31 protein-coding genes are annotated in these 16,928 nt (G+C 65.9%); 29 read left to right on the top strand and 2 right to left on the bottom strand.

The genetic code is table 11. The features are described 5' to 3' along the window. Positions 1-520: 520 nt before the first annotated feature. Positions 521-994 carry a hypothetical protein gene (locus GCN81_RS07290; protein ID WP_156722901.1) on the top strand — a complete coding sequence of 158 codons (474 nt, stop codon included), beginning with the start codon at positions 521-523 and terminating at the stop codon, positions 992-994. A gap of 110 nt (positions 995-1,104) precedes the next feature. Here GCN81_RS07290 and GCN81_RS07295 read toward each other — a convergent pair whose 3' ends face one another. Then, the gene (locus GCN81_RS07295; protein WP_156722902.1) at positions 1,105-1,515 is read right to left on the bottom strand and encodes a PIN domain-containing protein; all 411 of its coding nucleotides are present in this window, start codon (positions 1,513-1,515) and stop codon (positions 1,105-1,107) included. After that, positions 1,512-1,730 carry a type II toxin-antitoxin system VapB family antitoxin gene (locus GCN81_RS07300; RefSeq protein ID WP_156722904.1) on the bottom strand — a complete coding sequence of 73 codons (219 nt, stop codon included), beginning with the start codon at positions 1,728-1,730 and terminating at the stop codon, positions 1,512-1,514. The genes GCN81_RS07295 and GCN81_RS07300 overlap by 4 nt, the downstream gene beginning before the upstream one ends. A gap of 489 nt (positions 1,731-2,219) precedes the next feature. Between GCN81_RS07300 and rpsJ the strand changes: the two genes are divergently transcribed. The 28 genes from rpsJ to rpsK all read left to right on the top strand — a co-directional run bounded on the left by rpsJ (position 2,220) and on the right by rpsK (position 16,806). Further along, positions 2,220-2,528 (top strand): 30S ribosomal protein S10, encoded by a 309-nt coding sequence (rpsJ, locus tag GCN81_RS07305; RefSeq protein WP_003948644.1) that lies wholly within the window; start codon positions 2,220-2,222, stop codon positions 2,526-2,528. A gap of 14 nt (positions 2,529-2,542) precedes the next feature. Then, positions 2,543-3,187: a 50S ribosomal protein L3 gene (gene rplC / locus GCN81_RS07310; protein ID WP_156722906.1), complete on the top strand. Its 645-nt coding sequence runs from the start codon at positions 2,543-2,545 to the stop codon at positions 3,185-3,187. A gap of 5 nt (positions 3,188-3,192) precedes the next feature. After that, positions 3,193-3,843, top strand: coding sequence for a 50S ribosomal protein L4 (gene rplD / locus GCN81_RS07315; protein WP_156722907.1), 651 nt, complete (start codon positions 3,193-3,195; stop codon positions 3,841-3,843). Beyond that, positions 3,843-4,262 carry a 50S ribosomal protein L23 gene (gene rplW, locus GCN81_RS07320; protein WP_156722909.1) on the top strand — a complete coding sequence of 140 codons (420 nt, stop codon included), beginning with the start codon at positions 3,843-3,845 and terminating at the stop codon, positions 4,260-4,262. The genes rplD and rplW overlap by 1 nt, the downstream gene beginning before the upstream one ends. A 39-nt stretch (positions 4,263-4,301) precedes the next feature. Then, positions 4,302-5,138 carry a 50S ribosomal protein L2 gene (gene rplB, locus GCN81_RS07325; RefSeq protein ID WP_156722911.1) on the top strand — a complete coding sequence of 279 codons (837 nt, stop codon included), beginning with the start codon at positions 4,302-4,304 and terminating at the stop codon, positions 5,136-5,138. Between the two features lie 12 nt (positions 5,139-5,150). Next, positions 5,151-5,432, top strand: a complete 282-nt coding sequence (rpsS, locus tag GCN81_RS07330) for a 30S ribosomal protein S19 (protein WP_156722913.1) — start codon at positions 5,151-5,153, stop codon at positions 5,430-5,432. 43 nt (positions 5,433-5,475) lie between these two features. Then, the gene (gene rplV / locus GCN81_RS07335; RefSeq protein ID WP_004571827.1) at positions 5,476-5,823 is read left to right on the top strand and encodes a 50S ribosomal protein L22; all 348 of its coding nucleotides are present in this window, start codon (positions 5,476-5,478) and stop codon (positions 5,821-5,823) included. Beyond that, positions 5,823-6,665 (top strand): 30S ribosomal protein S3, encoded by an 843-nt coding sequence (gene rpsC, locus GCN81_RS07340; RefSeq protein WP_156722915.1) that lies wholly within the window; start codon positions 5,823-5,825, stop codon positions 6,663-6,665. The genes rplV and rpsC overlap by 1 nt, the downstream gene beginning before the upstream one ends. A gap of 5 nt (positions 6,666-6,670) precedes the next feature. Then, complete coding sequence (gene rplP / locus GCN81_RS07345; protein ID WP_156722917.1) at positions 6,671-7,090, top strand: 50S ribosomal protein L16; 420 nt, start codon at positions 6,671-6,673, stop codon at positions 7,088-7,090. Further along, positions 7,090-7,314, top strand: a complete 225-nt coding sequence (rpmC, locus tag GCN81_RS07350; RefSeq protein WP_010036720.1) for a 50S ribosomal protein L29 — start codon at positions 7,090-7,092, stop codon at positions 7,312-7,314. The genes rplP and rpmC overlap by 1 nt, the downstream gene beginning before the upstream one ends. Next, the gene (rpsQ, locus tag GCN81_RS07355) at positions 7,314-7,598 is read left to right on the top strand and encodes a 30S ribosomal protein S17 (RefSeq protein ID WP_156722919.1); all 285 of its coding nucleotides are present in this window, start codon (positions 7,314-7,316) and stop codon (positions 7,596-7,598) included. The genes rpmC and rpsQ overlap by 1 nt, the downstream gene beginning before the upstream one ends. A gap of 106 nt (positions 7,599-7,704) precedes the next feature. Further along, positions 7,705-8,073, top strand: coding sequence for a 50S ribosomal protein L14 (rplN, locus tag GCN81_RS07360; protein WP_156722921.1), 369 nt, complete (start codon positions 7,705-7,707; stop codon positions 8,071-8,073). Positions 8,074-8,075: 2 nt separating this feature from the next. After that, the gene (rplX, locus tag GCN81_RS07365; protein WP_156722923.1) at positions 8,076-8,399 is read left to right on the top strand and encodes a 50S ribosomal protein L24; all 324 of its coding nucleotides are present in this window, start codon (positions 8,076-8,078) and stop codon (positions 8,397-8,399) included. Then, complete coding sequence (gene rplE, locus GCN81_RS07370) at positions 8,399-8,956, top strand: 50S ribosomal protein L5 (RefSeq protein ID WP_156722926.1); 558 nt, start codon at positions 8,399-8,401, stop codon at positions 8,954-8,956. The genes rplX and rplE overlap by 1 nt, the downstream gene beginning before the upstream one ends. Positions 8,957-8,961: 5 nt before the next feature. Further along, positions 8,962-9,147: a type Z 30S ribosomal protein S14 gene (locus GCN81_RS07375; RefSeq protein WP_003956452.1), complete on the top strand. Its 186-nt coding sequence runs from the start codon at positions 8,962-8,964 to the stop codon at positions 9,145-9,147. 209 nt (positions 9,148-9,356) lie between these two features. Then, positions 9,357-9,755, top strand: coding sequence for a 30S ribosomal protein S8 (gene rpsH, locus GCN81_RS07385; protein ID WP_018528360.1), 399 nt, complete (start codon positions 9,357-9,359; stop codon positions 9,753-9,755). Positions 9,756-9,776: 21 nt separating this feature from the next. Further along, positions 9,777-10,316 carry a 50S ribosomal protein L6 gene (gene rplF / locus GCN81_RS07390; protein ID WP_156722929.1) on the top strand — a complete coding sequence of 180 codons (540 nt, stop codon included), beginning with the start codon at positions 9,777-9,779 and terminating at the stop codon, positions 10,314-10,316. Positions 10,317-10,319: 3 nt separating this feature from the next. Then, on the top strand, positions 10,320-10,703 hold the full coding sequence (gene rplR, locus GCN81_RS07395; protein WP_156722931.1) for a 50S ribosomal protein L18: 384 nt from the start codon (positions 10,320-10,322) through the stop codon (positions 10,701-10,703). A 35-nt stretch (positions 10,704-10,738) separates the two neighbouring features. Beyond that, positions 10,739-11,344 carry a 30S ribosomal protein S5 gene (rpsE, locus tag GCN81_RS07400; protein WP_156722933.1) on the top strand — a complete coding sequence of 202 codons (606 nt, stop codon included), beginning with the start codon at positions 10,739-10,741 and terminating at the stop codon, positions 11,342-11,344. Then, complete coding sequence (gene rpmD / locus GCN81_RS07405; RefSeq protein ID WP_156722934.1) at positions 11,344-11,526, top strand: 50S ribosomal protein L30; 183 nt, start codon at positions 11,344-11,346, stop codon at positions 11,524-11,526. The genes rpsE and rpmD overlap by 1 nt, the downstream gene beginning before the upstream one ends. Before the next feature lies 1 nt (position 11,527). Further along, the gene (rplO, locus tag GCN81_RS07410; protein ID WP_156722936.1) at positions 11,528-11,983 is read left to right on the top strand and encodes a 50S ribosomal protein L15; all 456 of its coding nucleotides are present in this window, start codon (positions 11,528-11,530) and stop codon (positions 11,981-11,983) included. A 247-nt stretch (positions 11,984-12,230) separates the two neighbouring features. Beyond that, the gene (gene secY, locus GCN81_RS07415) at positions 12,231-13,541 is read left to right on the top strand and encodes a preprotein translocase subunit SecY (protein ID WP_156722938.1); all 1,311 of its coding nucleotides are present in this window, start codon (positions 12,231-12,233) and stop codon (positions 13,539-13,541) included. Then, a complete protein-coding gene (locus tag GCN81_RS07420; protein ID WP_156722940.1) occupies positions 13,541-14,200 on the top strand; it encodes an adenylate kinase in 660 nt (219 codons plus the stop codon). The genes secY and GCN81_RS07420 overlap by 1 nt, the downstream gene beginning before the upstream one ends. A gap of 127 nt (positions 14,201-14,327) precedes the next feature. Then, the gene (gene map / locus GCN81_RS07425) at positions 14,328-15,164 is read left to right on the top strand and encodes a type I methionyl aminopeptidase (protein WP_156722941.1); all 837 of its coding nucleotides are present in this window, start codon (positions 14,328-14,330) and stop codon (positions 15,162-15,164) included. A gap of 199 nt (positions 15,165-15,363) precedes the next feature. Continuing rightward, entirely contained in the window at positions 15,364-15,585 is a 222-nt protein-coding gene (gene infA / locus GCN81_RS07430) for a translation initiation factor IF-1 (protein WP_003948620.1), read from the top strand. A 59-nt stretch (positions 15,586-15,644) separates the two neighbouring features. Further along, entirely contained in the window at positions 15,645-15,758 is a 114-nt protein-coding gene (gene rpmJ, locus GCN81_RS07435) for a 50S ribosomal protein L36 (RefSeq protein WP_003974245.1), read from the top strand. A 197-nt stretch (positions 15,759-15,955) separates the two neighbouring features. Beyond that, entirely contained in the window at positions 15,956-16,336 is a 381-nt protein-coding gene (rpsM, locus tag GCN81_RS07440; RefSeq protein ID WP_156722943.1) for a 30S ribosomal protein S13, read from the top strand. 65 nt (positions 16,337-16,401) lie between these two features. Further along, positions 16,402-16,806, top strand: coding sequence for a 30S ribosomal protein S11 (gene rpsK / locus GCN81_RS07445; RefSeq protein WP_003948617.1), 405 nt, complete (start codon positions 16,402-16,404; stop codon positions 16,804-16,806). Positions 16,807-16,928: the final 122 nt, after the last annotated feature.

Below are 16,928 nucleotides of genomic sequence, written 5' to 3' on the forward strand. Positions count from 1 at the left end.
CGCGGGTCCGGGTCGGGTGTCAAGGGTGGAGCGGTAGCGGAATCGGCGGAGCCGACGCGACCGTAGGGAGCGCCCTTGATACTCGGGCCGGACCTGCCATCATCGGACGGACCGGGCGGCCACCGGTGCCCAATGCGGTACTGGCCCACCACGACGCCGACCCGCGCACCCCGCCCCGCCTGCCCCATCCGCTCGACCCGGCTCACGCGCCTCGCCCCCGTCGTCGCTGACCTCGCTGGCCTCCTCCGTAACCACGGCTCCGGGGTGCGTTCGGCAGCGCCGACCTGCTGCGCATCCATGTCGGGGCGGACCGCGTGATGTACGAGGTCCGGTGTACGGCGAGGACCTGTCCGCCATCCGGCCCCGGTAGGGAGACCAGTGCGGAGAGTGATCTTCCAGAAGGAAGAGTCTCTGAAGAGTCCCGGCGCCTAGGGTCCTGTCGCTTCCACCCGAGCGGGGTTCGATCTCCCTCCTCGGCTTCAGAGGCACTCGACCAGCACAACAACTTCAGGGGGAACCTGTGTCTTCGTTCGGCAGGAATCTGACACGTCTGGCCGTCGCGGGCTCCGCGCTCGCCGTGATGGGCATAGCCATGCCCGCCACCACGGCGTCCGCCGCATCCGCGAGCGTCTGCGGCAGCGGGTACGAATTCACCGACGCCAAGGCGCTGCCCAATGCGAGCAAGCGCCACGCGACACTGTTCTTCTACATGAAGGGCAAGAGCGCCTGCGCGATCCTCGACAACAACACGCCCGGGGGCGCCAACTACATGGACCTGCGGATCTGGCCAGGCGAGAACAAGTCGGCCGGTGACCGCGACCACGGAAAGTTCTCCCAGTACGCGGGCCCGGTGTACAGCAGCACCCTCGCGCGCGGAGGTCGCTGTGTCGGCATTTCCGCGGTGATGAGGAACGAGGCCAACACCTCGAACCTCGTCAACTGGAAGGGCGGCTACGTCTTCCACGTCGACAACAGCTCGTCGGAATGCGCCTGACCCTCAGGTGATCGGCCAGGGCACGCGGGCAGGCCCGGCAACTACGTCTCGGTGAGGTGGCCGGGCGAGTGACCGCCCGTAAGCGACCCGTCAGCTGGAGCTGACCCTCCTCACCTGACTGTCGGGCGCAGCCGTTCCAGTCGGAGGTCGGGGCGCACCTTCGCGATCGCCGCGAAGTCGTCGTCGACGTGGAGCAGGGTCAGGTCCCGGCGTTCCGCTGTGAGCGCGATGACGATGTCCAGCGGGGAGGGGCCGCGATGGTGCCCGATGCGCACGAGGTCTCGTTGTACGGCGATGACGTGTGGCCAGGGGTCTTCGATCGCGGGAACCCAGCCGAAGGTCTGGCCGAGCATGGTGAAGAAGGGCTCGTGGTCGCGGTCGGTGCGCAGGCCGGGCATCAGCTCGGTCTCGACGGGTGGGGTGAGGGCGACGAGTCCGCGCGCCACGCGGCCCGGCCAGGGTTCGTCGATCTGGCCACGTAGCAGCCGCCAGACGGCGGAGGTGTCGGCGAGGTAGGTCACAGTCCGGACCGCTCCCGTTCCTCCAGGACGTCGAAGTCGAGGTACGAGTCGGCGTTCTCCTGCAGCCAGCGCAGCGCCCGCGCCCGATCGTCCGCGCTGATCGCCGCCGCTATCGTCAGGGCGCGGTTGATGGTGTCCCGCTTCGTCTTGGTGCCGAGCTGCCGCTGTGCCGCGTGGAGAGTGTCGTCGTCGATGTCGACCAGGGTCCTGGACATGGGGGCCTCCTGCGGGAACGTGGTTGATATATCGACCTGTCCAATATATCAACCGACCGGGAGTGCGGGGCGTGCCGTCCTGGGTTTGACCTTCGCCCCGTACCGGGTACGCTCTCCGGCTCGATTGGCCAGGGCTCTGCCCCGTATGGCAGACTGTCGGGGTTGCTCGGTTGAGTGCCGATGCTGCGCGCCTCCCGCCGGGAGGACCGGAAGCGAGTCCCACAGTACTCGTCGCCCTATCTGCCCTATGGCAGCGCTGGGGCGGACGTACGGGAATCTTCCGGGAAGTGCAGCGGGGTGCCTTCAACCAGGCGCCTGGTGGGTGTTCTTCCCCCACTGCGCGGTCATCGGCCGCAGCCCCTAGCAGGGAAATCCTTTGGGAGATCCCTGTCAGTGAGACTGCGACACGCCCGACCGCGTGGGTCGGAGAAGAGTTGGTAGAACCCCTCAGGTTCCAGAGCGTTCGAGAGACAGGACTACAAAGTAGCCATGGCGGGACAGAAGATCCGCATCCGGCTCAAGGCCTACGACCACGAGGTCATCGACTCCTCGGCGAAGAAGATCGTCGAGACGGTGACCCGCACTGGTGCGTCGGTCGCAGGCCCGGTGCCGCTGCCCACTGAGAAGAACGTGTACTGCGTCATCAAGTCGCCGCACAAGTACAAGGACTCGCGCGAGCACTTCGAGATGCGCACGCACAAGCGCCTGATCGACATCCTCGACCCGACTCCCAAGACCGTTGACTCGCTGATGCGCCTGGACCTTCCGGCCGGCGTTGACATCGAGATCAAGCTCTGAGAGGCGCGGAGAAGATGGCTAAGCAGATCAAGGGCGTCCTGGGCGAGAAGCTCGGCATGACCCAGGTCTGGGACGAGAACAACCGTGTCGTCCCGGTGACCGTTGTCAAGGCCGGGCCCTGCGTCGTTACCCAGGTCCGTACGAATGACTCCGACGGCTACGAGTCGGTCCAGATCGCCTTCGGCGAGATCGACCCGCGCAAGGTGAACAAGCCCCTCAAGGGCCACTTCGCCAAGGCCGACGTGACCCCGCGCCGCCACCTGGTGGAGCTCCGTACCTCCGACGCGAGCGAGTACACGCTCGGTCAGGAGATCACTGCCGAGGTCTTCGAGTCCGGCGTCAAGGTTGACGTCACGGGCAAGACCAAGGGCAAGGGCTTCGCCGGTGTCATGAAGCGTCACAACTTCAAGGGTGGCAAGGCGTCCCACGGTGCCCACCGTGTGCACCGCATGCCCGGTTCCATCGGTGGCTGTGCCACCCCCGGCCGTGTCTTCAAGGGCATGCGCATGGCGGGTCGCATGGGCAACGAGCGGGTCACCACCCAGAACCTGACCGTTCACGCCGTTGACGCGGAGAAGGGCCTGCTCCTCATCAAGGGCGCGGTTCCTGGTCCGAACGGCGGCCTCGTCCTGGTCCGCACCGCGGCCAAGGGGGCCTGAGGACTATGAGCACCATTGACATTCTGTCGCCCTCCGGCGACAACGCCGGGACCGTTGAGCTCCCGGGCGAGATCTTCGACGCGAAGGTCAGCATCCCGCTGATCCACCAGGTCGTCGTCGCGCAGCTGGCCGCGGCCCGTCAGGGCACGCACAAGGTCAAGACCCGCGGCGAGGTCCGTGGCGGTGGCAAGAAGCCGTACCGCCAGAAGGGCACCGGCCGCGCGCGCCAGGGTTCGACCCGTGCGCCGCAGTTCGCCGGCGGTGGCGTCGTCCACGGTCCCGTACCGCGTGACTACTCGCAGCGGACCCCGAAGAAGATGAAGGCCGCCGCCCTGCGCGGTGCCCTCACCGACCGGGCCCGCAACAACCGCATCCACGTCGTGTCCGGCGTGGTCGAGGGCGACGTTTCCACCAAGGCCGCCAAGACCCTCCTGGGCAAGATCAGCGAGCGCAAGAACCTGCTCCTGGTCATCTCCCGCGAGGACGAGAAGGCCCTGCTGTCGGCTCGCAACCTGCCCCAGGTGCACATCCTGGAGCCGGGCCAGCTGAACACGTACGACGTGCTCGTTTCGGACGACGTGGTCTTCACCAAGGCCGCCTTCGACACCTTCGTCGCTGGCCCCAAGGCCGCAGAGAACGAAGGGAGTGACGCCTGATGGCTACGTTCCACCAGAGCATCGCCTCGAAGGAAGCCAAGGCAGCGAAGGCTGCGCGGGCCGCCAAGGCCGCGCGTCGCGCCACCGAGGGCCCCGGCCCGCAGTCGCCGGCGGAGCCGAGCAAGACCTACACCGACCACCGCGACGTGCTCGTCAAGCCGGTGGTTTCGGAGAAGAGCTACGCGCTCCTGGACGAGAACAAGTACACGTTCATCGTCGACCCGCGCGCCAACAAGACCCAGATCAAGCAGGCCGTCGAGGCGGTCTTCTCGGTCAAGGTCACCGGGGTCAACACGATCAACCGGCAGGGCAAGCGCAAGCGCACCCGCACCGGTTTCGGCAAGCGTGCGGACACCAAGCGCGCCATCGTGACCCTCGCTGAGGGCGACCGTATCGACATCTTCGGCCAGGCCTCCTAACGGAGTGCCCTGGTCCGAATATCGGACGAGGACTGAGAAATGGGAATCCGCAAGTACAAGCCGACGACGCCGGGCCGCCGTGGCTCCTCCGTCGCCGACTTCGTCGAGGTAACGCGGTCCACGCCGGAGAAGTCGCTGGTTCGCCCGCTGCACAGCAAGGGCGGCCGTAACAACGCCGGTCGGATCACCGTTCGCCACCAGGGTGGCGGACACAAGCGCGCCTACCGTGTGATCGACTTCCGTCGTCACGACAAGGACGGCGTGCCGGCGAAGGTCGCGCACATTGAGTACGACCCCAACCGCACCGCGCGCATCGCGCTGCTGCACTACGCAGACGGCGAGAAGCGCTACATCATCGCCCCCCGTGGCCTGAACCAGGGCGACCGGATTGAGAACGGCCCTGGCGCCGACATCAAGCCCGGCAACAACCTGGCGCTGCGCAACATCCCGGTCGGTACCACGATCCACGCGATCGAGCTCCGTCCCGGTGGTGGCGCCAAGTTCGCCCGCTCCGCGGGTGCCTCGGTGCAGCTGCTCGCGAAGGAGGGCGCTATGGCCCACCTTCGTATGCCGTCTGGCGAGATCCGTCTCGTCGATGTTCGCTGCCGCGCCACGATCGGCGAGGTCGGCAATGCCGAGCAGTCGAACATCAACTGGGGCAAGGCCGGCCGTATGCGCTGGAAGGGCGTCCGCCCGACCGTGCGTGGTGTCGTGATGAACCCGGTCGACCACCCGCACGGTGGTGGTGAGGGCAAGACCTCCGGTGGTCGCCACCCGGTCTCGCCGTGGGGCAAGAAGGAAGGTCGTACGCGCTCGCCCAAGAAGGCATCGAGCAAGTACATCGTCCGCCGCCGCAAGTCGAACAAGAAGCGCTAGGAGCGGGTTTAGATGCCGCGCAGTCTCAAGAAGGGGCCCTTCGTCGACGACCACCTGATCAAGAAGGTGGACGTACAGAACGAGGCAGGCTCCAAGAACGTCATCAAGACCTGGTCCCGGCGCTCGATGATCATCCCGGCCATGCTGGGTCACACCATCGCGGTGCACAACGGCAAGACCCACATCCCGGTGTTCGTCACCGAGTCGATGGTCGGCCACAAGCTCGGCGAGTTTGCGCCGACCCGCACCTTCCGCGGCCACGTCAAGGACGACCGCAAGTCGAAGCGTCGCTGACGAGGCGGGTGCGAAGACTATGAACGACACCGAAGGGACAACCATGGAAGCCAGGGCCCAGGCGCGGTACATCCGCGTCACGCCCATGAAGGCCCGCCGCGTGGTGGACCTTATCCGTGGCATGGATGCCACGGAGGCTCAGGCGGTCCTGCGTTTCGCCCCGCAGGCCGCGAGCGTGCCGGTTGGCAAGGTGCTGGACAGCGCCATCGCCAACGCCGCGCACAACTACGACCACACTGACGCCTCTTCGCTGGTCATCAGCGAGGCGTACGTGGACGAGGGCCCGACCCTGAAGCGGTTCCGTCCGCGTGCTCAGGGCCGTGCCTACCGGATCCGTAAGCGGACCAGCCACATCACCGTGGTCGTCAGCAGCAAGGAAGGAACCCGGTAATGGGCCAGAAGGTAAACCCGCACGGGTTCCGGCTCGGCATCACCACGGACTTCAAGTCCCGGTGGTACGCCGACAAGCTGTACAAGGACTACGTCAAGGAAGACGTCGCCATCCGTCGGATGATGACGCAGGGCATGGAGCGCGCCGGCATCTCGAAGGTGGAGATCGAGCGCACCCGTGACCGTGTGCGTGTGGACATCCACACCGCGCGTCCCGGCATCGTCATCGGCCGTCGTGGCGCCGAGGCCGACCGCATCCGCGGCGACCTCGAGAAGCTCACGGGCAAGCAGGTCCAGCTGAACATCCTCGAGGTCAAGAACCCCGAGGTGGACGCTCAGCTGGTCGCGCAGGCCGTCGCGGAGCAGCTGTCCTCCCGCGTCTCCTTCCGTCGTGCCATGCGTAAGAGCATGCAGAGCACGATGAAGGCCGGCGCCAAGGGCATCAAGATCCAGTGTGGTGGCCGTCTCGGCGGCGCCGAGATGTCCCGCTCGGAGTTCTACCGCGAGGGCCGTGTGCCCCTGCACACCCTCCGTGCGAACGTCGACTACGGCTTCTTCGAGGCCAAGACGACCTTTGGCCGTATCGGCGTGAAGGTCTGGATCTACAAGGGCGACGTCAAGAACATCGCCGAGGTTCGCGCCGAGAACGCCGCGGCCCGTGCGGGTAACCGCCCGGCCCGTGGTGGCGGCGGCAGCGACCGCCCGGCCCGTGGTGGCCGTGGTGGCGAGCGTGGCGGCCGCGGCCGCAAGCCGCAGCAGCAGTCCGCACCGGCAGCCGAGGCCCCCAAGGCCGAGGCGCCCGCGGCTGCCGCTCCGGCTGAGAGCACTGGAACGGAGGCCTGACCGACATGCTGATCCCTCGTAGGGTCAAGCACCGCAAGCAGCACCACCCCAAGCGCAGTGGTATGGCCAAGGGTGGCACTGAGGTGGCGTTCGGCGAGTACGGCATCCAGGCGGTGACCCCGGCCTACGTGACGAACCGTCAGATCGAGGCCGCTCGTATCGCCATGACGCGTCACATCAAGCGTGGCGGCAAGGTCTGGATCAACATCTACCCGGACCGCCCGCTGACCAAGAAGCCCGCCGAGACCCGCATGGGTTCCGGTAAGGGTTCCCCCGAGTGGTGGATCGCGAACGTCAAGCCCGGTCGGGTGATGTTCGAGCTGTCCTACCCGAACGAGAAGATTGCGCGTGAGGCGCTTACCCGCGCTGCTCACAAGCTTCCGATGAAGTGCCGGATCGTTCGGCGCGAGGCAGGTGAGTCGTGATGTCGGCCGGTACCAAGGCGTCCGAGCTGCGCGAGCTGGGCAACGAGGAGCTTCTCAACAAGCTCCGCGAGGCCAAGGAAGAGCTGTTCAACCTCCGCTTCCAGGCGGCGACTGGTCAGCTCGAGAACCACGGCCGGCTCAAGGCCGTCCGCAAGGACATCGCGCGGATCTACACCCTCATGCGTGAGCGCGAGCTGGGCATCGAGACGGTGGAGAGCGCCTGATGAGCGAGAAGAACGTGACTGAAGAGACTGCCGCCCGCGGATTCCGCAAGACCCGTGAGGGTCTGGTCGTCAGCGACAAGATGGACAAGACCGTCGTCGTCGCTGTCGAGGACCGTGTCAAGCACGCGCTGTACGGCAAGGTCATCCGCCGTACCAACAAGCTCAAGGCCCACGACGAGCAGAACGCTGCCGGTGTCGGCGACCGTGTCCTCCTGATGGAGACCCGGCCGCTGTCCGCCACCAAGCGCTGGCGCATCGTCGAGATCCTCGAGAAGGCCAAGTAATTCCTGCGGGGCTCATCCCGCAGGACAGTTCCGCCAGGCTCGGCAGGGGCCGACCTCGTAAGAGTGAAGCCCCTGCCGGGAACCGGCAGACGATCAGGAGATAGACGTGATCCAGCAGGAGTCGCGACTCAAGGTCGCCGACAACACTGGTGCGAAGGAAATCCTTTGCATCCGTGTTCTCGGTGGCTCGGGTCGCCGCTACGCGGGCATCGGTGACGTCATCGTCGCCACTGTCAAGGACGCGATCCCCGGCGGCAACGTGAAGAAGGGTGACGTCATCAAGGCGGTCATCGTTCGCACCGTCAAGGAGCGCCGCCGTCCGGACGGCTCGTACATCCGCTTCGACGAGAACGCCGCTGTTGTTCTGAAGAACGACGGCGACCCTCGCGGCACCCGTATCTTCGGCCCGGTCGGCCGTGAGCTGCGCGAGAAGAAGTTCATGAAGATCATCTCGCTCGCGCCGGAGGTGCTGTAAGCATGAAGATCAAGAAGGGCGACCTGGTACAGGTCATCACCGGTAAGGACAGGGGCAAGCAGGGCAAGGTCATCGCGGCCTTCCCCCGCGAGGACCGCGTCCTGGTCGAGGGTGTCAACCGGGTCAAGAAGCACACGAAGGCGAACCAGCCGGGCCGCGCTTCGCAGGCCGGCGGCATCGTCACCACCGAGGCGCCGGTGCACGTGAGCAACGTGCAGCTCGTCGTGGAGAAGGACGGCAACAAGGTCGTCACTCGCGTCGGTTACCGCTTCGACGACGAGGGCAACAAGATCCGCGTTGCCAAGCGGACGGGTGAGGACATCTGATGACGACCACCACCACTCCGCGTCTCAAGACGAAGTACCGCGAGGAGATCGCGGGCAAGCTGCGTGAGGAGTTCTCGTACGAGAACGTCATGCAGATCCCCGGCCTCGTGAAGATCGTGGTCAACATGGGTGTGGGCGACGCCGCCCGCGACTCCAAGCTGATCGATGGTGCCATCAAGGACCTCACCACGATCACCGGTCAGAAGCCGGCCGTCACCAAGGCCCGTAAGTCCATCGCGCAGTTCAAGCTGCGTGAGGGCCAGCCGATCGGCTGCCACGTCACGCTCCGTGGCGACCGCATGTGGGAGTTCCTGGACCGCACCCTGTCGCTCGCGCTGCCGCGCATCCGCGACTTCCGTGGTCTGTCCCCCAAGCAGTTCGACGGCCGTGGCAACTACACCTTCGGTCTCACCGAGCAGGTCATGTTCCACGAGATCGACCAGGACAAGATCGACCGCGTCCGGGGTATGGACATCACCGTGGTCACCACGGCGACCAACGACGACGAGGGCCGCGCCCTCCTTCGTCACCTCGGCTTCCCGTTCAAGGAGGCGTAAGCGAGATGGCGAAGAAGGCTCTTATTGCCAAGGCTGCTCGTAAGCCCAAGTTCGGTGTGCGTGCCTACACCCGCTGCCAGCGCTGTGGCCGTCCGCACTCCGTGTACCGCAAGTTCGGCCTGTGCCGCGTGTGCCTTCGTGAGATGGCTCACCGTGGCGAGCTGCCGGGCGTGACCAAGAGCTCCTGGTAATCCCTTAGTTGGGATGACCCAGAGGCTCTCGGTAAGTATCGGGTCGGCGGGAGCCCTCCTTCACATGCCGTAGGCTTGTGGGGTTGGGCACTCGCTGCCCTACCGACTTACTACGCCGTAGGTCCCCGCGCCGCACCCGTCCCGCCCCTGTGTGGGGAGAGGGATGGCGCATACAGGAAACCCCGGTGAGAGAGGCCGAAGGCCAATTCATGACCATGACTGATCCGATCGCGGACATGCTGACGCGTCTGCGTAACGCGAACTCGGCGTACCACGACACCGTGGCGATGCCGCACAGCAAGATCAAGTCTCACATCGCGGAGATTCTCCAGCAGGAGGGCTTCATCACGGGCTGGAAGGTCGAGGACGCCGAGGTCGGCAAGAACCTCGTCCTCGAGCTGAAGTTCGGCCCGAACCGTGAGCGCTCCATCGCGGGCATCAAGCGGATCTCCAAGCCCGGTCTCCGGGTTTACGCGAAGTCCACCAACCTGCCCAAGGTCCTTGGCGGCCTCGGCGTGGCGATCATCTCCACGTCGCACGGTCTTCTGACCGGTCAGCAGGCAGGCAAGAAGGGCGTAGGTGGGGAAGTCCTCGCCTACGTCTGGTAGTCGGGAACGGAGGAAAAGCTAATGTCGCGTATTGGCAAGCTCCCCATCACGGTTCCCGCCGGCGTGGACGTCACCATCGACGGCCGTACGGTGCAGGTGAAGGGCCCCAAGGGAACCCTCTCGCACACCGTCGCCGCACCGATCGAGGTTGCTAAGGGCGAGGATGGCGTGCTCAACGTCACCCGCCCCAACGACGAGCGTCAGAACAAGGCCCTGCACGGCCTGTCCCGCACGCTGGTGGCGAACATGATCACCGGCGTGACCACGGGTTACGTGAAGAAGCTCGAGATCAGCGGTGTCGGTTACCGCGTCCTGGCGAAGGGCTCCAACCTGGAGTTCTCGCTCGGCTACAGCCACCCGATCCTGATCGAGGCCCCCGAGGGCATCACCTTCAAGGTGGAGTCCGCGACCAAGCTTTCGGTCGAGGGCATCGACAAGCAGAAGGTCGGCGAGGTTGCGGCCAACATCCGCAAGCTGCGCAAGCCCGACCCGTACAAGGCCAAGGGTGTCAAGTACGAGGGCGAAGTCATCCGCCGCAAGGTCGGAAAGGCGGGTAAGTAAGCCATGGCATACGGTACGAAGATCGCTAAGGGCGACGCTTACAAGCGTGCGGCCATCAAGCGTCGTCACATCCGGATCCGTAAGAAGGTCACGGGTTCGGCTGAGCGTCCGCGCCTGGTCGTGACGCGCTCCAACCGCAACATCGTCGCCCAGGTGATCGACGACGTGAAGGGTCACACCCTCGCGTCGGCGTCCACCCTGGACACGTCGATCCGCGGTGGCGAGGGCGACAAGTCCGCGCAGGCCAAGCAGGTCGGGGCCCTGGTCGCCGAGCGCGCCAAGGCCGCGGGCATCGAGGCCGTCGTGTTCGACCGTGGTGGTAACCAGTACGCCGGGCGCATCGCCGCCCTGGCGGACGCCGCCCGCGAAGCCGGACTCAAGTTCTGAGCTTCCGTAGCTAGCGGAAAGAGAGAGGTAATCCAATGGCTGGACCCCAGCGCCGCGGAAGCGGTGCCGGTGGCGGCGAGCGGCGGGACCGGAAGGGTCGCGACGGTGGCGCATCTGCCGCCGAGAAGACCGCGTACGTTGAGCGCGTTGTCGCGATCAACCGCGTCGCCAAGGTTGTGAAGGGTGGTCGTCGCTTCAGCTTCACCGCGCTCGTCGTGGTAGGCGATGGTGACGGCACCGTGGGTGTCGGTTACGGCAAGGCCAAGGAAGTTCCGGCCGCCATCGCCAAGGGCGTCGAGGAGGCCAAGAAGAACTTCTTCAAGGTCCCCCGCATCCAGGGCACCATCCCGCACCCGATCCAGGGTGAGAAGGCGGCTGGCGTCGTCATGCTCAAGCCGGCTTCCCCCGGTACCGGCGTTATCGCCGGTGGCCCGGTGCGTGCCGTGCTCGAGTGCGCCGGCGTGCACGACATCCTGTCGAAGTCGCTCGGCTCGTCCAACGCGATCAACATCGTGCACGCGACCGTGACGGCCCTCAAGGGCCTGCAGCGTCCCGAGGAGATCGCGGCCCGCCGTGGTCTGCCGCTCGAGGACGTCGCCCCCGCGGCTCTGCTCCGTGCGCGTGCTGGGGCGGGTGCGTAATGACCCGCCTTAAGATCACGCAGACGAAGTCGTACATCGGCAGCAAGCAGAACCACCGTGACACGCTGCGCACGCTCGGCCTCAAGCGGCTGAACGACAGCGTCGTCCGGGAGGCTCGCCCCGAGGTCGTCGGCATGGTCCACACCGTGCGTCACCTCGTCAAGGTCGAGGAGGTCGACTGACATGGCGGAGCAGAACCCGCTGAAGGTCCACAACCTCCGTCCTGCCCCGGGTGCCAAGACCGCCAAGACCCGTGTCGGTCGTGGTGAGGCGTCCAAGGGTAAGACCGCTGGTCGTGGTACCAAGGGCACCAAGGCCCGTTACCAGGTTCCGGAGCGCTTCGAGGGTGGCCAGATGCCCCTCCACATGCGTCTCCCGAAGCTCAAGGGCTTCAAGAACCCGTTCAAGACCGAGTACCAGGTCGTGAACCTTGACAAGCTGGCCGCGCTCTACCCGCAGGGTGGCGAGGTCACGGTGGCCGATCTGGTCGCCAAGGGCGCCGTTCGCAAGAACAGCCTGGTCAAGGTCCTCGGTCAGGGCGAGGTTTCCGTGGCGCTGCAGGTGACGGTTGACGCCGTCTCCGGCTCCGCCAAGGAGAAGATCGCCGCCGCTGGTGGCACCGTCACCGAGCTCGTCTGAGCCCGATGATCTGAACGATCCCACCGGGGATGCCCATCACAAATGGGGCATCCCCGGTTGGTCGTTCCGGGGGACGACGCGCGCCGGTAAGGTGGCGTGCGTTGTTGCTGTAATTCGATCTGGGACTTCGGTCCCGGGCCGCGTGGTCCGTCCGTTCGGCAGACTCCGCGGCTCTTGTCTGTCCATAAACGTCGATCCTCAAGACCGTCACCTCTGACGCAGTAGCGCGGGGGTCGCAGGAGGCACCGTGCTCACCGCGTTCGCCCGGGCGTTCCAAACTCCCGACCTGCGCAAGAAGCTGCTCTTCACACTCGGCATCATCGTGGTCTACCGCTTCGGGGCGCACATTCCGCTGCCCGGCGTGAGTTACACGAACATTCAGGCATGCCTGGACCGAGCCGATACCGGCGGTCTCATGGGCCTGATGCAGATGTTCAGTGGTGGCGCGCTGCTCCAGGTCACCATCTTCGCGCTGGGCATCATGCCCTACATCACCGCGAGCATCATTCTGCAGCTGCTGACCGTGGTGATCCCGCGCCTTGAAGCCCTCAAGAAGGAGGGCCAGTCCGGCCAGGCGAAGATCACGCAGTACACGCGTTATCTGACCGTCGCCCTCGCCGTCCTGCAGGGCACCGGCCTGGTGGCCACCGCCCGCAGCGGCGCACTGTTCCCGGGTTGCCCGGAGGCCGGACAGATCGTCCCCGACCAGTCGATCTTCGTCACCGTCACCATGGTCATCACGATGACCGCCGGTACGGCCACCGTCATGTGGCTCGGTGAGCTCATCACCGACCGCGGCATCGGCAACGGCATGTCGATCCTGATGTTCATCTCCATCGCCGCCGGCTTCCCCGGCGCGCTGTGGGCCATCAAGGAGCAGGGCTCGCTGGCCAACGGCTGGATTGAGTTCGGCATCGTGATCCTGGTGGGCCTCTTCATGGTCGGCCTGGTCGTCTTCGTCGAGCAGGCCCAGCGCCGTATCCCGGTCCAGTACGCGAAGCGCATGATCGGCCGCAGGTCGTACGGCGGCACGTCCACGTACATCCCGCTGAAGGTCAACCAGGCGGGCATCATCCCGGTCATCTTCGCCTCGTCGCTGCTCTACATCCCGGCGCTGATCGTGCAGTTCTCCGGCTCGACTTCCGGATGGGCGCGCTGGATCCAGGACAACCTGGCCGACAGCGGCGCGACGCCGCACCTGATCCTGTACTTCCTGTTGATCGTGTTCTTCGCCTTCTTCTATGTGGCGATCTCGTTCAACCCCGAGGAAGTCGCTGACAACATGAAGAAGTATGGTGGCTTCATCCCGGGCATCCGGGCTGGTCGACCCACCGCTGAGTATCTGAGCTACGTGCTCAACCGGATCACCTGGCCGGGGTCGCTGTATCTGGGCCTGATCGCTCTTGTGCCGACAATGGCGTTGGCGGGCTTCGGCGCGAACCAGAACTTCCCGTTCGGCGGGACGAGCATCCTCATCATCGTGGGTGTGGGTCTGGAAACCGTGAAGCAGATCGAAAGCCAGCTCCAGCAGCGCAATTACGAAGGGTTCCTCCGCTGATGCGTATCGTCCTCGTTGGACCGCCAGGAGCTGGCAAGGGCACGCAAGCCGCGTACCTCGCCAAGAACCTCGCGATCCCGCACATCTCCACGGGCGACCTCTTCCGCGCCAACATCAGCCAGGGCACTGAGCTGGGCAGGCGTGCTAAGACGATCATGGACGCCGGTCAACTGGTGCCGGACGAGGTCACCATTGACATGGCCAAGGACCGCATGGAGCAGCCGGACGCCGCTGGTGGCTTCCTGCTCGACGGCTTCCCGCGCAATGTGCCGCAGGCCGAGGCGCTGGACGAGTTCCTCAAGTCCGAGGGCCAGCAGCTGGACGCGGTGCTCGACCTCGAGGTTCCCGAGGACGAGGTCGTCAAGCGCATCGCCGGGCGGCGGATCTGCCGCAAGGACAGCGCGCACGTCTTCCACGTCACGTACAGCCCGCCGAAGACCGCGGATGTCTGTGACGCCTGTGGCGGCGAGCTCTACCAGCGCGGTGACGACAGCGAGGAGACGGTGCGCACCCGGCTCGACGTCTACCACGAGCAGACGGAGCCGATCATCGACCACTACCGGGCCCAGGGTCTGGTGGTCACCATCTCCGCGCTCGGTGAGGTCGCCGATGTGACCGAGCGGGCGATGGCCGCGCTGAAGCAGTCCGACGAGAGCTGAGCCAGCGCCAGTACGTCCCCTACGGCCGCGGTGACCGAACAGTCACCGCGGCCGTAGTGTTAGCAAGTGGCGGTTGCGGTGGTGACCGCGTAAAGACCATGACCGTGAATCTGGAAGGCAAGCCCCGATGGTGGAGATCAAGACTCCCGAGCAGATCGCCAAGATGCGTGCGGCGGGACTGGTCGTCGCCGCCATCCACCAGGCCACGCGTGCGGCGGCGGTGCCCGGCGCCACCACCAAGGACCTGGACGACGTGGCGCGCAAGGTGCTGGCCGAGCACGGCGCCAAGTCGAACTTCCTCGGGTACGGCGGCTTCCCCGCCACCATCTGCACGTCGGTGAACCAGGTCGTGGTGCACGGCATCCCCAGCGAGGAGACCGTCCTCAAGGACGGCGACATCATCTCCATCGACGCGGGCGCGATCATCGAGGGCTGGCACGGTGACGCGGCGTACACCGCCTTCGTCGGGTCCGGGCACGCCCCCGAGCTGGTGGAGCTCTCCCGGGTGACCGAGGAGTCCATGTGGGCCGGGATCGCGGCCATGAAGCTGGGCAACCGGCTGGTGGACATCTCCAAGGCCATCGAGACGTACATCCGCCGCCAGCCCCGTCCGGCCAGCGGCAAGTACGGCATCATCCAGGACTACGGCGGCCACGGCATCGGCAGCCAGATGCACATGGAGCCGCACGTCCTGAACTACGTCGAGCGCCGCCGTGGCCGTGGGCCCAAGCTGGTGCCCGGTACGTGCCTGGCCATCGAGCCGATGGTGAGCCTGGGCACCGCCCGCACCGAGGTGCTTGAGGACGACTGGACCGTGGAAACCACGGACGGCACCTGGTCCTCGCACTGGGAGCACTCCATCGCGCTGACGGAGCAGGGCCCGCTGGTCCTGACGGCGCCGGACTGCGGCAGGGCGAAGCTGGCGGAGTACGGAATCACGGCCGCGCCGGACCCGCTGGGCTGAGCTGGGCCTGGCCCCTGCCTGGCGCCTGCCTGGCCTGTGCCTGGCCTGCGTCTTGCTTAACGATCTTGTCAGCGGGGCATCCTTCCTCGATTCGTCTTTCCGAGGTCCCTGACGTAGACTGACTCGTCGGCTCTCGTGCATCCGTGTGTCTGCATGTGCGCACGAGGTCGATCAAGGTAGTCGATTCGAAGGGCGAAGCGTGGCCAAGAAGCAAGGTGCCATCGAGATCGAGGGCACTGTCGTCGAGTCTCTGCCGAACGCCATGTTCAAGGTTGAGCTCCAGAACGGCCACCAGGTCCTGGCACACATCAGCGGCAAGATGCGTATGCACTACATCCGCATCCTCCCTGACGACCGGGTCGTGGTGGAGCTGTCTCCGTACGACCTCACCCGTGGCCGGATCGTCTACCGCTACAAGTAGATCTTGCCTGTGCCCCGCGTCCGCGGGGTGGTGGCACTGACCCGGAGAACCTCACCCACATGAAGGTCAAGCCGAGCGTCAAGAAGATCTGCGACAAGTGCAGGGTGATCCGCCGTCACGGCCGGGTCATGGTTATCTGCGACAACCCGCGCCACAAGCAGCGCCAGGGCTGACGCACCTACTGCACCCGCAGAACTTCGCGCGACGCAAGCGAAATGTACATACGCAGGACCCGTCCCTCTCTGTAACGGAGGGCGACACCCCCGGCTCGGAGGCCGGGGACCCAGTCCGTACCACCGCTTCGAAGGAAGTGGTCGGCGGTTGGGAGCGGTGCTGCGGAAGACCTCCGAGAATCAACTGGAGCCATTGAATGGCACGCGTTTCCGGTGTCGACATCCCGCGTGACAAGCGCGTCGAGGTCGCCCTCACCTACGTGTTCGGCATCGGCCGGACTCAGTCCCAGCGGACTCTCGCCGAGACCGGCGTGAACCCCAACACCCGCGTTCGTGACCTGTCCGAAGAGGACCTGGTCAAGATCCGTGAGTACGTGGACGCCAACCTCCGTACCGAGGGTGACCTCCGCCGCGAGATCCAGGCCGACATCCGCCGCAAGGTCGAGATCGGCTGCTACCAGGGTCTGCGTCACCGCCGTGGCCTGCCCGTTCACGGTCAGCGCACCAGCACCAACGCCCGCACCCGCAAGGGCCCGCGTCGCGCCATCGCCGGTAAGAAGAAGCCGGGCAAGAAGTAGTCCTCAGCGGACCCCCGCCAGCGGTCTTCGCTGTAGGACCGACCACCTCCCTGTAGGAGATTTAGATGCCCCCCAAGGGTCGTCAGGGCGCTGCCAAGAAGGTGCGCCGCAAGGAAAAGAAGAACGTCGCTCACGGCCACGCGCACATCAAGAGCACGTTCAACAACACGATCGTGTCCATCACGGACCCGACCGGCAACGTGATCTCGTGGGCCTCCGCGGGCCACGTGGGCTTCAAGGGCTCGCGTAAGTCGACTCCGTTCGCCGCGCAGATGGCCGCCGAGTCGGCTGCCCGTCGCGCGCAGGAGCACGGCATGCGCAAGGTCGACGTCTTCGTCAAGGGTCCCGGTTCCGGCCGTGAGACCGCGATCCGCTCCCTCCAGGCCACCGGCCTCGAGGTCGGCTCGATCCAGGATGTCACCCCCACGCCGCACAACGGCTGCCGTCCCCCCAAGCGCCGTCGCGTCTGACGTACATCGTCTGACGCACGTCGTCTGATGCATGTCACCTGACACGCGTCGCTTGATCTGAGGTTCCGGGCGGTATGGCTCTTTCGGGCCGTATCGCCCGTACCCTTGTGTAGTACTCCATG

This window comes from Streptomyces apocyni (genome assembly GCF_009739465.1).
GTDB lineage: Bacteria > Actinomycetota > Actinomycetes > Streptomycetales > Streptomycetaceae > Streptomyces > Streptomyces apocyni.

Excerpts from the sequence above, each read along its gene's own strand:
- GCN81_RS07300 (WP_156722904.1), bottom strand. The coding sequence starts at position 1,730 with ATGTCCAGGACCCTGGTCGACATCGACGACGACACTCTCCACGCGGCA.
- rpsJ (WP_003948644.1), top strand. The coding sequence starts at position 2,220 with ATGGCGGGACAGAAGATCCGCATCCGGCTCAAGGCCTACGACCACGAG.
- rplC (WP_156722906.1), top strand. The coding sequence starts at position 2,543 with ATGGCTAAGCAGATCAAGGGCGTCCTGGGCGAGAAGCTCGGCATGACC.
- rplD (WP_156722907.1), top strand. The coding sequence starts at position 3,193 with ATGAGCACCATTGACATTCTGTCGCCCTCCGGCGACAACGCCGGGACC.
- rplW (WP_156722909.1), top strand. The coding sequence starts at position 3,843 with ATGGCTACGTTCCACCAGAGCATCGCCTCGAAGGAAGCCAAGGCAGCG.
- rplB (WP_156722911.1), top strand. The coding sequence starts at position 4,302 with ATGGGAATCCGCAAGTACAAGCCGACGACGCCGGGCCGCCGTGGCTCC.
- rpsS (WP_156722913.1), top strand. The coding sequence starts at position 5,151 with ATGCCGCGCAGTCTCAAGAAGGGGCCCTTCGTCGACGACCACCTGATC.
- rplV (WP_004571827.1), top strand. The coding sequence starts at position 5,476 with ATGGAAGCCAGGGCCCAGGCGCGGTACATCCGCGTCACGCCCATGAAG.
- rpsC (WP_156722915.1), top strand. The coding sequence starts at position 5,823 with ATGGGCCAGAAGGTAAACCCGCACGGGTTCCGGCTCGGCATCACCACG.
- rplP (WP_156722917.1), top strand. The coding sequence starts at position 6,671 with ATGCTGATCCCTCGTAGGGTCAAGCACCGCAAGCAGCACCACCCCAAG.
- rpmC (WP_010036720.1), top strand. The coding sequence starts at position 7,090 with ATGTCGGCCGGTACCAAGGCGTCCGAGCTGCGCGAGCTGGGCAACGAG.
- rpsQ (WP_156722919.1), top strand. The coding sequence starts at position 7,314 with ATGAGCGAGAAGAACGTGACTGAAGAGACTGCCGCCCGCGGATTCCGC.
- rplX (WP_156722923.1), top strand. The coding sequence starts at position 8,076 with ATGAAGATCAAGAAGGGCGACCTGGTACAGGTCATCACCGGTAAGGAC.
- rplE (WP_156722926.1), top strand. The coding sequence starts at position 8,399 with ATGACGACCACCACCACTCCGCGTCTCAAGACGAAGTACCGCGAGGAG.
- GCN81_RS07375 (WP_003956452.1), top strand. The coding sequence starts at position 8,962 with ATGGCGAAGAAGGCTCTTATTGCCAAGGCTGCTCGTAAGCCCAAGTTC.
- rpsH (WP_018528360.1), top strand. The coding sequence starts at position 9,357 with ATGACCATGACTGATCCGATCGCGGACATGCTGACGCGTCTGCGTAAC.
- rplF (WP_156722929.1), top strand. The coding sequence starts at position 9,777 with ATGTCGCGTATTGGCAAGCTCCCCATCACGGTTCCCGCCGGCGTGGAC.
- rplR (WP_156722931.1), top strand. The coding sequence starts at position 10,320 with ATGGCATACGGTACGAAGATCGCTAAGGGCGACGCTTACAAGCGTGCG.
- rpsE (WP_156722933.1), top strand. The coding sequence starts at position 10,739 with ATGGCTGGACCCCAGCGCCGCGGAAGCGGTGCCGGTGGCGGCGAGCGG.
- rpmD (WP_156722934.1), top strand. The coding sequence starts at position 11,344 with ATGACCCGCCTTAAGATCACGCAGACGAAGTCGTACATCGGCAGCAAG.
- rplO (WP_156722936.1), top strand. The coding sequence starts at position 11,528 with ATGGCGGAGCAGAACCCGCTGAAGGTCCACAACCTCCGTCCTGCCCCG.
- GCN81_RS07420 (WP_156722940.1), top strand. The coding sequence starts at position 13,541 with ATGCGTATCGTCCTCGTTGGACCGCCAGGAGCTGGCAAGGGCACGCAA.
- map (WP_156722941.1), top strand. The coding sequence starts at position 14,328 with ATGGTGGAGATCAAGACTCCCGAGCAGATCGCCAAGATGCGTGCGGCG.
- rpmJ (WP_003974245.1), top strand. The coding sequence starts at position 15,645 with ATGAAGGTCAAGCCGAGCGTCAAGAAGATCTGCGACAAGTGCAGGGTG.
- rpsM (WP_156722943.1), top strand. The coding sequence starts at position 15,956 with ATGGCACGCGTTTCCGGTGTCGACATCCCGCGTGACAAGCGCGTCGAG.
- rpsK (WP_003948617.1), top strand. The coding sequence starts at position 16,402 with ATGCCCCCCAAGGGTCGTCAGGGCGCTGCCAAGAAGGTGCGCCGCAAG.